Source organism: Pseudomonas sp. SMSB3 (assembly GCF_052041965.1).
Lineage (GTDB): Bacteria > Pseudomonadota > Gammaproteobacteria > Pseudomonadales > Pseudomonadaceae > Aquipseudomonas.
In genome coordinates this window covers 244,705-257,202 of the sequence record NZ_JBKGGV010000004.1, presented here as the reverse complement: position 1 = coordinate 257,202, position 12,498 = coordinate 244,705, and the positions used below count along the sequence as shown (strand labels likewise).

Annotated in this window: 11 protein-coding genes; 5 read left to right on the top strand and 6 right to left on the bottom strand. The window is 63.9% G+C overall.

All coding sequences use genetic code 11. From position 1 onward, the window contains the following. Nucleotides 1–40: 40 nt before the first annotated feature. Nucleotides 41–817, bottom strand: coding sequence for a trans-aconitate 2-methyltransferase (gene tam, locus ACLEJW_RS09805; RefSeq protein ID WP_145182925.1), 777 nt, complete (start codon nucleotides 815–817; stop codon nucleotides 41–43). 83 nt (nucleotides 818–900) lie between these two features. Between tam and ACLEJW_RS09800 the strand changes: the two genes are divergently transcribed. Beyond that, entirely contained in the window at nucleotides 901–1,080 is a 180-nt protein-coding gene (locus ACLEJW_RS09800; protein WP_145183353.1) for a hypothetical protein, read from the top strand. A 16-nt stretch (nucleotides 1,081–1,096) separates the two neighbouring features. Here ACLEJW_RS09800 and ACLEJW_RS09795 read toward each other — a convergent pair whose 3' ends face one another. Further along, a complete protein-coding gene (locus ACLEJW_RS09795; protein ID WP_145182922.1) occupies nucleotides 1,097–2,509 on the bottom strand; it encodes an amino acid permease in 1,413 nt (470 codons plus the stop codon). 324 nt (nucleotides 2,510–2,833) lie between these two features. Here ACLEJW_RS09795 and ACLEJW_RS09790 point away from each other — a divergent pair, with 324 nt between their 5' ends. After that, entirely contained in the window at nucleotides 2,834–4,249 is a 1,416-nt protein-coding gene (locus ACLEJW_RS09790; RefSeq protein WP_313295310.1) for an aminotransferase-like domain-containing protein, read from the top strand. A gap of 77 nt (nucleotides 4,250–4,326) precedes the next feature. Here ACLEJW_RS09790 and ACLEJW_RS09785 read toward each other — a convergent pair whose 3' ends face one another. Genes ACLEJW_RS09785 through ACLEJW_RS09775 form a run of 3 tightly spaced genes read right to left on the bottom strand, consistent with a single transcriptional unit; the run spans nucleotide 4,327 to nucleotide 7,930 of the window. Beyond that, nucleotides 4,327–5,349, bottom strand: coding sequence for a histone deacetylase family protein (locus tag ACLEJW_RS09785; RefSeq protein ID WP_440777471.1), 1,023 nt, complete (start codon nucleotides 5,347–5,349; stop codon nucleotides 4,327–4,329). Continuing rightward, a complete protein-coding gene (locus tag ACLEJW_RS09780) occupies nucleotides 5,349–6,590 on the bottom strand; it encodes a Zn-dependent hydrolase (RefSeq protein ID WP_440777470.1) in 1,242 nt (413 codons plus the stop codon). Before ACLEJW_RS09780 ends, ACLEJW_RS09785 begins: the two co-directional genes overlap by 1 nt. Nucleotides 6,591–6,616: 26 nt before the next feature. Next, nucleotides 6,617–7,930 (bottom strand): MFS transporter, encoded by a 1,314-nt coding sequence (locus tag ACLEJW_RS09775; RefSeq protein ID WP_313295317.1) that lies wholly within the window; start codon nucleotides 7,928–7,930, stop codon nucleotides 6,617–6,619. 152 nt (nucleotides 7,931–8,082) lie between these two features. Here ACLEJW_RS09775 and ACLEJW_RS09770 point away from each other — a divergent pair, with 152 nt between their 5' ends. The 3 genes from ACLEJW_RS09770 to ACLEJW_RS09760 all read left to right on the top strand — a co-directional run bounded on the left by ACLEJW_RS09770 (nucleotide 8,083) and on the right by ACLEJW_RS09760 (nucleotide 11,334). Beyond that, nucleotides 8,083–9,003: a LysR family transcriptional regulator gene (locus ACLEJW_RS09770; protein WP_145182908.1), complete on the top strand. Its 921-nt coding sequence runs from the start codon at nucleotides 8,083–8,085 to the stop codon at nucleotides 9,001–9,003. A gap of 117 nt (nucleotides 9,004–9,120) precedes the next feature. Beyond that, nucleotides 9,121–9,663: a WYL domain-containing protein gene (locus tag ACLEJW_RS09765; protein WP_313295321.1), complete on the top strand. Its 543-nt coding sequence runs from the start codon at nucleotides 9,121–9,123 to the stop codon at nucleotides 9,661–9,663. Between the two features lie 141 nt (nucleotides 9,664–9,804). Continuing rightward, entirely contained in the window at nucleotides 9,805–11,334 is a 1,530-nt protein-coding gene (locus ACLEJW_RS09760; RefSeq protein ID WP_440777469.1) for a catalase, read from the top strand. A 9-nt stretch (nucleotides 11,335–11,343) separates the two neighbouring features. Here the strand turns inward: ACLEJW_RS09760 and ACLEJW_RS09755 are convergent, their stop codons facing one another. Next, the gene (locus ACLEJW_RS09755) at nucleotides 11,344–12,363 is read right to left on the bottom strand and encodes an AraC family transcriptional regulator ligand-binding domain-containing protein (RefSeq protein WP_440777468.1); all 1,020 of its coding nucleotides are present in this window, start codon (nucleotides 12,361–12,363) and stop codon (nucleotides 11,344–11,346) included. Nucleotides 12,364–12,498 lie beyond the last annotated feature (135 nt).

Sequence of the window (12,498 nt, the reverse complement as noted above, 5' to 3'; positions counted from 1 at the left end):
CCCTCGGGCAGTGGCTCGACAAGTGTTCTGACGCTTGGCCCTAGCGCGTGGCCACCACGAACAGGCGCGGAAACGCCAACAGCACCTTGCCGTCGGCCGCTGGCGGATAGTGCTGCTGCATGGCTTGCAGGTACATCTGCAGAAAGCTGGCCTGCTGGTGCTCGTCGAGCCGGGCCAGGTAAGGCCGCAGCGCCGACCCCTTGAACCAATCCACCACCGCCTCGGCGCCGCCAGCCAGGGGATGATGATAGGTGGTACGCCAGACATCGACCCGCGTGCACAGTGGGCTGAGCAGGTCGTAGTAGAAGCCGGCGGTGTGCCGTGGCGGTAGCTGAAGATCAGCGAACTTGGCCGCCCAAGGCCCCTGACTGGCGATCTCGCGCAGCTGCCGATGCGCCGGTTCGTCGAGGTTGTCCGGGGTCTGCACCGCCAGGCTGCCGCCCTCGCTCAACTGGCGCACCAGGTGCGGGTACAGCGAGCCGTGCTCTGGCAGCCATTGCAGTGAGGCATTGGCAAGGATCAGATCCTGCGGCTCGGGTGCCGACCAGCCGCCGATGTCGGCAACCTCGCAGCGCACCCGCGGCAGGTGCAGGCGCTTGCGCTCGCGGGCCTTGTCGATCATGTCGGTGTCGCTGTCCAACGCAGTCACCTGGGCGTCCGGGCAGCGCTGCAGCAGCACCTCGGTGGAATTGCCCGGGCCGCAGCCAAGGTCGGTGGCGTGCCGCACCGGTCGCGGCGGAACGGCGGCCAGCAGGTCGCGCACGGCGCGGGTACGTTCATCTTCGAACAGCGAGTACTGGTTGGCAGACCAGGCCATGGGGCGGCTCCTTTGGCGGGCGATGAGTGAGCATAAGCATGGATCAACTGGAACTGTCCATCCATGCGCGAAGTCAGTCGTTCATGCGCATGCCCGTGAAAATCTCCCTGGCCTTGGCCATCCTGGCGCTGATCGCCGCCGCCGTCCTGCTCGGCTCGCCCTGGATGAACCAGGGTTTCCACATGCCCGCGGAAAAACACCCGGCGCCACAACGCGAAACGGCCGGCTCCTCGAAGGAGCCGGCCGCTTCCACAAGCAAATGATGCCTGGCGCGATCGATCAGTGCAGGCGCTTGGCGCTGCGCATCTGATGCACCACACCCATGGCCACCACGATGCCCGCGGCGATGCCGGTGGAGATCACCAGGATCTGATAATCAGGCATGAACGCCATGGTCACCAGCGCTGCGACGATGAAGCCGATCACCAGGTAGGTCAGCCACGGGAACAGCCACATCTTCAGGCGCACTTCCTTGCCTTCGGCAATCAGCTTGCGACGCATGCGCAGCTGCGAGAAGGCGATCACCAGGTACACCAGCAAGGCGATCATGCCGGTGGTGTTCATCAAGGTGTCGAGCACGTCTTTCGGGCGCAGGGTCTCGCTGAAGTTGATCAGCGCACAGACGACCGCCACGGCGCACGAGCCGATGATGGCGAATACCGGGACGCCGGTACCGGCGCGGGTAATCTTGAAGAACGACGGCGCATCGCCGCGCTGGGCCAGCGAGAACAGCATGCGCGAGGCAGTGTAGTGGCCGGAGATCAAGCAGCTGCTTACCGAGGTCAGCACCACGAAGTTCATCAGCAGCTCGGCGTGCGGCACGCCCAGCAGTTCCAAGGTGCGACGGTAGGCACCGTAGCCGGAAACGCCCAACTGCGGGTCGTTCCATGGCACCAGGCAGACGATCAGGAAGATCGAGCCGACATAGAACAGGCACACGCGCCACACCACCGAATTGGTGGCCTTGACGATCTGGGTGGCCGGGTCCTTGGCTTCGGACGCTGCGATGGTGACGATCTCCGCGCCCAGGAAGGCGAACATCACCCCCAGCAGCGCGCCGATCACCGTGGTGATGCCGTTGGGCATGAAGCCTTCGGCGGTCAGGTGAGTCATGCCGCGCACTTCACCGAACTGCCAGATGTTCATGACTGCGGCGGTACACACCACCAGGAAGCAGACGATCGCCACCACCTTGATCAGCGCGAACCAGAATTCGAACTCGCCGTAGTGCTTGACGTTGAAGAAGTTGACGGTGATCAGCAGCAGGGTCGTGGCCAGCACGAACACATTGACGCTCACGTCCGGGAAGAACCCGTGGAGGATCTTGCCCGCCACATAGGCTTCCCAGGCCATCAGGATGACCCAGTACCACCAGTACAGCCAGCCGATGGTGAAGCCGGCCCAGCGGCCGATGGCGCGGTCGGCGTAGGTAGAAAACGAGCCGGTGTCAGGCGATGACGTGGCCATTTCGCCGAGCATGCGCATGATCAGCACCACCAGGATGCCGCCAGCCAGATAGGCCAGCACCGCTGCTGGACCGGCGCTGTGAATCACGCTGCCGGAACCGACGAACAAGGCGCCGCCGATGACCCCGGCGATCGACATCATCGTCAGGTGGCGCGACTTGAGCGAGGCACTGAGCTTGCTCTCGTGCTCGCCTTTCGCGGTGGTGGATGTGGATGTTGCGTCCATCAGTTGTGTACCCCGTGCTTCTTTTTATCCAAGGAAAACTGTGAAACCCCGATGGCTCTCGGTTTCACCTGTACATCAGTGCTAATGCGGGCAGGATGGTGTGCGCAGCACACGCAGGCCTTCCATGGCGGCCTGCTGACGCGCCCCAGGTAGGCCCCTGGGACGAACTGAACATGCTTTGTGTGGCGATATCCGACACCTAATGTAAAAATGTCCGACGTAGAGAGCCATGCACAGTGGCATGAATCTCGCACTGCACTGTACAGGTCGCCGATGCAATACACCTCGCTGGCGCTTGCCGTCACGCACTCCTGAAGGCCCCGAATGCTTGAATTACACCCAGACTCGCCGACGCCGTTGGTCAATCAGATCATCGACGGGCTGCGTGAGCTGATCGACAACCAGACCCTCAAACCTGGCGCCAAGGTTCCGTCTATCCGCGCTTTCGCCGCGACCTATTCGGTGAGCACGTTTACTGTGGTCGAGGCGTACGACCGTTTGGTTGCCCAAGGGCTGTTGGTGAGCAAAGGCAATGCCGGGTTCTTCGTCAACCGCGCGGCGGGCGAGTTGCTGGACAATCAAGCCAGCGAAACCGACAGCGGTCGCCCGACGTTCAATTCCGAGTGGTACCTGCAGCAGATCTTCGAGACCCGCCAGCTGCCGTTCAAACCAGGCTGCGGCTGGTTGCCCAACGACTGGATGTACGAAGACGGCCTGCGCCGCGGCCTGCGTCAAGTCGCGGGCAGCCCGTTGGAGCTGTCCGGTTATGGTGATCCGATGGGGTTGCCAGAGCTGCGCGCGCTGACCGCGCAGAACTTGCAGCAGGAGCTGTCGATCGTCTGCAACCCGGCGCAGTTGATGCTCACCCATGGCGCCAGTCAGGCCCTGGACCTGGCCGTGCGCACCCTGGTGCGCCCAGGTGATGTGGTGCTGGTGGACGACCCTGGCTATCCGAACCTGATGAGCATCCTGCGCACCCAGGGCGCCACCTTGATCGGCGTGCCGCGCACGCCCAACGGCTACGACCTCAACCACCTTGAGCAGCTGCTGGCGCACCAGCGCCCGACAGCGTTTTTCACCCAGCCGCACCTGCACAGCCCGACCTGCTCACGCACGCCATTGGCGCAGTTGCATCGGCTGTTGCAACTGGCCAGCCAGCATGGCTTGCGGCTGGTAGAAAACAACCTGTACGCCGACATGGTCGCCGAGCCGCAACCGTGCCTGGCCAGCCTCGATCACCTGCAGCAAGTGGTGTACGTCGGCAGTTATTCCAAGAGCATCTCGCCCAATGTCCGGGTCGGCTACCTGCTGGCCAACCCGGCGTTGGCGCAGAAGCTGCTGCAGCTGAAAATGCGTTCGGGCCTGACCACCTCGCAGGTCATGGAGCGGGTGGTATACGCCGCGATCATCGATGGTCGCTGGCGCAAACACCTCAAACGCCTGCGCCAGCGCCTGGCCGAAGCCCATCAGCAGGTCGGCCGACACTTGCATCGGCTGGGCTTCGAGCTGTTCATCGAGTCCGACGAAGGCATGTACATCTGGACCCGCCACCCGGCGATTCCGGACAGCGCAGCGTTGCTGGACGACGCGCTGGAGCAAGGCATCATGCTCGGCCCCGGGCAGTTGTTCATGGTCGATGCCAAGGCCACCGGCTGGATGCGCTTCAACGTGGCATTCAGTACCGATCCGGCGATGTGGGAATTGTTGGAGAAGGTGCTGGTCAAGCATGTGCGACGCTGAAACCGTGGCCAGACCGTGGCCAGACCGTGGCCAGCCAGGACAACGAGGCGCTAGCCTTACCGCACCTGCCATCGACCCTAGCGCCAGTCCCCCAGGTCCGCAAAAAACGCCCGTGCATTGTCCTGCAAGCTCTCCAGGTGATACCCACCCTCCTGCACGATGACACACGGCAAGCGCAGCGCCCGGATCCGCTCGCCCAAGGCGGCGAAGCCTGCGGTGGTCACCGCCACCTTGCTTTGCGGATCGAGCTCGTAGATATCGAAGCCCAACGACAGCACCAACGCGTCGGCGCCGAAGTTCTTCACGGCAGCCAAGGCCACCTCCAGCTTGGCCATGAAGTCCGCCTCACTGGCGCCATGGGCCATCGGCAGGTTGAGGTTGTACCCTGCACCGGCGCCGCTGCCGCGCTCGTCTTCGAACCCCGCTACGGCGGGGTAGAAATTGGTCGGATCACCATGGGTCGAAACGTACAGCACGTCGTTGCGTTCGTAGAAGATCTCCTGGATGCCCTGGCCGTGGTGCATGTCGGTGTCGAGGATCGCCACCCGGCCGTAGCGGCTGCGCAGGGCCTGCGCTGCAACGGCGGCGTTGTTCAGGTAACAAAAGCCGCCGGCCGCCTCGACGCGCGCATGATGGCCCGGCGGGCGACTCAGCGCATAGGCCGCTGGCGCCCCATCGATCACGGCCTGGGCGGCGGCCTGCGCGCTCTGCGCCGACCAGTAGGCCGACCGCCAGGTGTGCTCACCGACGGGGCAGCTGCCATCGGCCAGGTAGCGCGCGGCCTGGGCGAGGATGCCGCGCAGCGCGTTGGGCTCACGCACGAAGATGTTCGACATGACCTCGTCGCCCCAGTCTTCGGGTACTGCTTTCCAGCGTGTGTGCGCCTGTTCGAGAAACGCCAGGTAGGCCTCGCCATGCACCGCCTTGAGCGGCGCCAGACCGGCATCGCCCGGCTGGCGGATATCCATGCCAAGCCGTTGCGCCGCTTGCAGCAGCTGCTGGGCACGCTCTGGGACCTCTTGCGGGGTGCGCATGGCGCCGCGCGAGTAGTAGCTGCGCGGATGATGCAGCAACTGTTCGGGATGGAAATAGCAACGCATCAGGCTTCTCCTCGTGCGACGTGGCCGGCGCGGGCCAGCACCGCGTTAAGCAAGACATCGACACCCTGGCGGGCATCCTCGGGCAGTACGTCTTCGGCTTCGTTGTGGCTCAGCCCGCCTACGCACGGGATGAACACCATGGCGGTCGGGCAATAACGGGCCAGCAGGATGGCGTCGTGGCCGGCGCCGCTGACGATGGATTGCTGGGCATAGCCGAGCCCGTCCACGGCCTGCTGCACGGCCGCTACGCAGTCGGCATCGAACGGCGTCGCCGGGCTCACCCAGTGACGTTCGATGCGCACCTGCAGGCCGCGCTGCTTGGCGATAGCCTGGAGCTTCAGACCCAGGTCGCGCTCCATGGCCTCGATGGCGTCATCGCGGTGGTGGCGCAGGTCCACGGTAAACCGCAGTACCCCTGGAATGGTGTTGCGCGACGACTTGGCGATGCTCAGCTCACCGACGGTGGTCAGGCCTTGTGGGGCAAAGTCCGCCGCCAGTTGCTCAACGGCCTGGATCATCCGCGCAGCGCCATACAGGGCGTCCTTGCGCAGCGGCATCGGCGTGGTGCCGGCGTGGGCGGCCATGCCTTCGACCGTCACATCCAGCCAGCGGATGGCCTGGCCGCCACTGACTACGCCAATGGCCTTGGCGTTGTCTTCAAGGATTGGCCCCTGCTCGATATGCGCCTCCAAATACGCATCGACCGCGCCGCCCAGCGGGCGTTGCCCGGCAAAGCCGGTGCGCTTGAGTTCATCGGCGACGCTTAGGCCAGCCGCGTCACGGATCGCCAAGGCCTGATCCAGGCCCAGGCTACCGGTGAACACCGCCGAGCCGAACATCGCGGGGGTAAAGCGTGCGCCCTCCTCGTTGGTCCAGACTGCGAGTTCCAGCGGCTTGCGGGTACGGATATCCAGCTCATTGAGGCGGCGCACCACCTCAAGACCGGCCAGCACCCCATAGACGCCATCGAAACGACCGCCCTCGGGCTGGGTGTCGAGGTGGCTGCCGATCATCACCGGCGCCGCTTGCGCATCGGTCCCTGGGCGGCGGGCGAACAGGTTGCCAATGGCATCCACGCTCAGCGTCAGGCCGGCCTCGCGGCACCAGTGGCTGAACAGTTCGCGCCCGGCCTTGTCCTCATCGCTCAGGGCCAGTCGGCAACTGCCACCGCGGGCGGTGGCGCCGATTTCGGCCATTGCCATCAGGCTCGCCCACAGACGATCACCATTGCTCTTCAACATGTGTGGATACTCCAGAAGCTGAGAAATCATCGCGCCATTTCCAGGCGCTGGCTGTGGGCATACTGGCGCGCCAGGGCGAGCACGCAGAGCAGCGAGGTCATGGCGATCACGCTGTAGAACACGGCCATGGGCCACCACTGACCGGTGAAGGTGTGTGCAAGCCAGGTGCCGATCAGCGGTGTCAGGCCGCCGGCGATGGCGCCACAGACCTGGTAGGCCAGGGATATCGCGGTGTACCTGACCCGTGTCTCGAACATGCCACTCACGTAGCCGGCGATCACCGCATAGAACGCTGCCATGCAGGCCGCAGCCAAGGCGATGCCGAGCACGATCAACGGACCTTCGCCGGTGCTGACCAGCACGAACATCGGATAGGGCGAAGCCATTGCCAGCAGCGCGACCAGGGCCAGGAAGCGCGTGGCACCGAGCTTCTCCGACAGCCATGCGGCCAGTGGCTGCACGCAGAACTGGATGATCGCCACGAAGAACAGGCACTCAAGGATCAGCGAGCGCTCGAGCTGCAACTGCTGCGTGGTGTAGCTGATCATGAAGGTGTTGGTGAAATAGACTCCGGCGATACCCAGGGTGTTGGCGCCGATGCACAGCAACAGCGGGCGCCAGGCGCTGCGCAGCACCTCCATCACTGGCGCTTGCTCCTTGCGCTGGGCCTTGGCCGCCTGCTCGCGGCTGGCGATGAACTCCGGCGACTCGTTGACCCCCAGGCGAATCGCCAGGCCCACCAGCAGCAGCAACGCGCTGGCCAGAAACGGCACGCGCCAGCCCCAGCTCATCAATGCCTCTTCGGGCAGGCGGGTGACCGCGCCAAAGGCCAACAGCGACAGAATCAAACCAGCCGGGCTGCCCAATTGCGCGAACGAGGCGAAGAAATTACGCCGTCCCTTGGGCGCATGCTCGCCGGCCATCAGCACCGCCCCGCCCCACTCACCGCCCACCGCAATGCCCTGGACCACCCGCAGGAGGATCAGCAGCACCGGCGCCGCTGCGCCGATCTGCGCATAGGTCGGCAGCAGGCCGATGCAGACCGTGACGATACCCATCATCAACAGCGTGATCACCAACGACTTCTTGCGGCCGATGCGATCACCCATGTGGCCGAAGATGATGCCACCCAACGGCCGGGCGAAGAAGCCCACGGCGAAGGTGCCGAAGGCGGCCATGGTGCTGAACAGGCTGTTGTCGGACGGGAAGAACAACGCGCCGAACACCAAGGCGGCGGCGGTAGCGTAGATATAGAAGTCGTACCATTCGATCATGGTGCCGATGAAGGCGGCAGCAGCGGCACGACGCGGCTGAGACTGGGGCGAAGCGAGCGGCTTCATGGTAGCTCCTTTGCTTGTTGTTCTGGCAGGAGTTGAAGATCACGGTGGCACTCTGGGGGTGCCTAGGGGGTGATTTTTCGACCGAGGGCTATGATTAGTCAATTTTCTATTTATTATTCGCACTATTAGCCTTGCTTATTATCGAGTCGATCATGTCCGACCGCTTGCTCAACGATCGCCTGGACTGGAACCTGCTGCGCACCTTTCGCGTCATTGGCCAGGAGCTGTCGATCAGCCGCGCCGCCGCCCGCCTGCATTTGACCCAACCGGCAGTGAGCCAGGCGCTCAAACGCCTGGAGGAACAACTCGGCCGCCAACTCATCGCCCGACGCGGCCCCCGCTTCGTGCTCACCGACATGGGCGAGCAGCTGTTTCGGTTGGCGGGTGAGGTGTATGGGCAGATGTCGCAAATTGGCGGCCTGCTGGAACATCCGGCCGATGAAGTGGTGGGCAAGGTCCGGCTGTTGATGATCAGCCGCATCGTCAGCGAGCGTTTCGATGACTTTCTTGCCGATTTTCACCGGCAACACCCGCGGGTCGATCTTGAGATCGACGTGATGCGCAGCTCCGACATCGTCGCCGCCTTGCAGGAAAAAACCGCGACCGCAGGCCTGAGCCTGAACCGCCGGGCCCAGCCGCGACTGGAACAACGGCTGTTTCTGCGCCAGCGCTATGCGTTTTTCTGCGGCAAGCATCACGCTCTGTTCGGTCAGGCCGAGGGCGATCTGCAACGGGAAAACTTCGTCAGCTTCACCAGCGACCAGATCGGCGGCATGTTGTCACCGCTGACCATTTTCCGTGACCAACAAGGTTTTTCCGGGCGCATCGTGGCTTCCTCACCCAGCCTGGAAGAAGTACGGCGGCTGGTGATCGCCGGGTTCGGCATCGGTTGCCTGCCTGAACACGTGGTCGCGCCGGATGTGGCAGCGGGGCTGCTGTGGAAACTGCCGCCTCGTGAAGGCATTGCTGACGTCGATATCCACCTGTTGTGGAACAAGGAGCAGCGCTTTAGCCGCGCTGAAAACGTATTTATCGAAGCGTTGCAACAGTGTCTGGAGCACGCCATCGGTTAGCGCTTGCTGATGCGCTCGGGAAACTTGGATCCGATCGAGGGTTGGAGTATGCTACGACAGTAGCCAATTGCCATCACCTCGCACGTCGCTTGTGCCTGGTTTCAAGGACGAAGCCCAGTGCCCAGCCATCCGACCCGCCATACCATTGCTCGCCAGTGGCAGCTGCTCAAACTCTTGCCCGATCGCCATCCAGGCATGAGCTCGACCCAACTGCGCGCCGCGCTGGCCAAGCTGGGGCATGCCACCAGCAAGCGCACGGTAGAGCGCGACCTGGTCGAGCTGGCAAGTCTGTTCACGTTGCGCTGCAACAACAAAGGCACGCCGTATGGCTGGTACTGGCAGCCGGGGCTAAGCCTGGACAAGGCGCAGCAACTGCAGCCCGATACCCTCACGCCGTCGCCTGCGATCGAGCTGCAGGCGTGGGTCGACGATGGTCTTGCGCGCCAACTGCAACGCCAGCCGCTGGCCGACAACCAGCAGCTGGCACCCTACGCCGACAGCGGCGCACTGCTGGCGGCCACGGTCGAAGACAGCCGGGCATTGATGAGCTGGCTGCTGTCCCAGGCCGGGTCGATCCGAGTGACGGCTCCGGAAACGCTGCGGGTGGCGCTGGTCGAGCAGTTGCGCCAGAGCCTGGCGCTGAACGATTGCAATCTCTGAGCGGGCCATTCAGTGCGCCACGCTGCGCGTCGGACCGCACCGCAAGGAAAAGTCGTACACCAGGCGCCGACTCTCCTGACTGTGGTATCCGCCCAAGCTGACTAGCATCGGCACTCCTTCCCCGAGATGAGTGCCATCGCCATGCTCTCGATCCGCCCACGCCAAGCAGCGCTGACGATACTGTGTACAGCTGTCCTCGCCAGCCCTGCGTTGTTCGCCTCACCGCTGACCCGCGACAACGGTGCTGCCGTTGGCGACAACCAGCATTCCCAGACTGCCGGTGCAACGGGGCCGGTGTTGCTGCAAGACGTGCAATTGATCCAGAAGCTGCAGCGTTTTGACCGTGAACGCGTGCCCGAACGCGTGGTGCATGCACGCGGTACCGGCGCACATGGCGAGTTCACAGCCTCTGCAGACTTGTCCTCACTGACCGTCGCGCCGCTGTTCACGCCTGGGGAAAAAACCCCGGTCTTCGTACGTTTCTCCTCGGTGGTGCATGGCCTGCATTCGCCGGAGACGCTGCGTGATCCACGAGGCTTTGCCACGCGCTTCTACACCACCACGGGAAACTGGGACCTGGTCGGCAATAACTTCCCGACCTTCTTCATTCGCGATGCCATCAAGTTCCCTGACATGGTCCACGCGTTCAAGCCTGACCCGCGCACCAACCTGGGCAATGACGCACGGCGCTTCGACCTGTTCTCGCACATGCCCGAAGCCACGCGCACGCTGACGTTGCTGTACTCCAACGAAGGCACCCCCAAGAGCTATCGGCACATGGACGGCAACAGCGTGCATGCCTACAAGTTCATCAATGCCAAGGGCGACGCGACCTACGTCAAATTCCGCTGGAAAAGCCTGCAAGGCCGGGAAAACCTCGACCCCAAGGCGGTCGAGCGTATCCAAGGTAAAACCTTCAGCCACATGACCGAGGACCTGGTCACGGCCATCGAGCGCGGCGACTTCCCCAAGTGGGACCTGTACATCCAGACCCTGCGCCCTGAGCAACTGCCTGCCTTCGACTTCGACCCACTGGATGCCACCAAGGTGTGGCCGGATGTGCCGGAGCGCCGGGTCGGGCAGATGGTGCTCACGCGCAATGTCGGCAATGTCTTCCAGGAGGTCGAGCAAGTCGCGCTGGCGCCCTCCAACCTGATCAAGGGTATCGAGCCTTCCGAGGACCGCCTGCTGCAAGGTCGGCTGTTCGCCTATGCCGACACCCAGATGTATCGGGTCGGTGCCAACGCGGCCAACCTGCCGATCAACCAGCCACGGGCGGCTGTCAACAACGGCAATCAGGACGGGGCGCTCAACCCCAACCGCAGCCGCGACATGGTCAACTACCAGCCAAGCCGCCTGCAACCGCGGGGCACCACCGACAGCGCTCGCTACAGCCAGCTGCCCCTGGCAGGCACTACCGAGCAACGTGTCATCACCCGCACGCAGGATTTCAAGCAGGCAGGCGACCTGTATCGCGCTTACTCGAAAGACGAGCAGCGCGACCTGGTCAACAGCTTCGGTCAGTCACTGGCAGTTGCCGATGACCAAAGCAAGCACATCATGCTCTCGTTCCTCTACAAGGCCGATGCCGAATACGGGACACGTGTGAGCAAGGTGGCCAAGGGTGATCTGCAACGGGTCAAGGCCTTGGCCGCCGAGCTTGCGGATTGAAGCAACCGGTTACCGGGTCTCAAGGTTGATCAGCCGGGCACGGTAGGTTCCAGGACTCTGCCCGGTCCACTTCTTGAACGCCCGGTGAAAGGCACTGGGCTCCTGGAACCCGGCCTGGGTGGCGATTTCAGCAATGCTCAGGCACCCTTCACGCAGGTGCTCGAAGGCTTGCGCGCGGCGCACCTCATCCTTGATCTGCTGGTACGAACGCCCTTCGCGCTCGAGCTGCCGCCGCAACGTGCTGGTGCTGATGCCCTGCTGCTGGGCAAGCGCCGACAGGGTTGGCCAATGCCCATGGGGGCAAGCCCGCAGCTGTCGGTAGATTTGGGCAGCGCGCCCAAGCGGGTTGCGAACGCGGATCACCAACCCTTGGGGCGCGCTGCGCAGGAAGGTCCTGAGCCCTGCCACGTCCTGAACCACCGGCAGGCGCAGCCAGGCGCTGTCGAGTTCGACTTCGGTACGCCCGCTGCCCAATCGCAGGTCCGGGCCCCAGAGCAAGGCGTCGTCGTCCTGGGCCGGGCGGGCCACTGCCAGCTCGGTGCGGTGGATGACGACACGCTGCCCGGCCAGCCAGCACAGCAGTCCGATCACCAGAATCAGGTAGGTTTCCTCGGCATACACCCGCTGCAGCGGGTCGGCAATCGCCGACTGCACGCTGATCACCGCGCGTGAGCCGCGCAGCGTCAAGGTGCCGCGTAAATCGCGCAGGAACAGGGCAAAACTGCTCAGGCACTGGCGCAGCGCTTTCTCCAGGTTCGGCTCGTGGATCAAGCCGCGGCAGATCAAGGCAAAGCTGCCCAGTGGCATGCCATGGCTGTCCAGGTGAAAGAACTCATCGTCCAACGCCGAGATCATGTCCAGCCACAGGCGCGCGAAGGCCTTGGCCGGCACCCGCGCCTGGGCCTGTCCGAGCAGGGCCGGGTCTATGCCGACGCCGCGCAAACGGGCGTCGCGCGCTTCAGGCTGCTCGCGCAGCGCATGCAGCATGGCATCGAGAAAATACACCGCGACCGAATCGCTATCGCGCATGGCAGGCTTCTGTCTATGCTGAGTGGCAAAAAACGCCAGGTTGACTGAACAGATCCGGCATAGGCTGGCTTGACGGGTTTGCCTAGACTCAAGCCCACATCCGGATCGCCGGGCATTCTCGCAGAGCCGGCCCGG

What these genes read in the sequence shown, in the direction of transcription:
- ACLEJW_RS09800 (WP_145183353.1), top strand. Translation starts at nt 901, where the DNA reads ATGCGCATGCCCGTGAAAATCTCCCTGGCCTTGGCCATCCTGGCGCTG.
- ACLEJW_RS09780 (WP_440777470.1), bottom strand. Translation starts at nt 6,590, where the DNA reads ATGTTGAAGAGCAATGGTGATCGTCTGTGGGCGAGCCTGATGGCAATG.
- tam (WP_145182925.1), bottom strand. Translation starts at nt 817, where the DNA reads ATGGCCTGGTCTGCCAACCAGTACTCGCTGTTCGAAGATGAACGTACC.
- ACLEJW_RS09795 (WP_145182922.1), bottom strand. Translation starts at nt 2,509, where the DNA reads ATGGACGCAACATCCACATCCACCACCGCGAAAGGCGAGCACGAGAGC.
- ACLEJW_RS09785 (WP_440777471.1), bottom strand. Translation starts at nt 5,349, where the DNA reads ATGCGTTGCTATTTCCATCCCGAACAGTTGCTGCATCATCCGCGCAGC.
- ACLEJW_RS09790 (WP_313295310.1), top strand. Translation starts at nt 2,834, where the DNA reads ATGCTTGAATTACACCCAGACTCGCCGACGCCGTTGGTCAATCAGATC.
- ACLEJW_RS09770 (WP_145182908.1), top strand. Translation starts at nt 8,083, where the DNA reads ATGTCCGACCGCTTGCTCAACGATCGCCTGGACTGGAACCTGCTGCGC.
- ACLEJW_RS09775 (WP_313295317.1), bottom strand. Translation starts at nt 7,930, where the DNA reads ATGAAGCCGCTCGCTTCGCCCCAGTCTCAGCCGCGTCGTGCCGCTGCT.
- ACLEJW_RS09755 (WP_440777468.1), bottom strand. Translation starts at nt 12,363, where the DNA reads ATGCGCGATAGCGATTCGGTCGCGGTGTATTTTCTCGATGCCATGCTG.
- ACLEJW_RS09760 (WP_440777469.1), top strand. Translation starts at nt 9,805, where the DNA reads ATGCTCTCGATCCGCCCACGCCAAGCAGCGCTGACGATACTGTGTACA.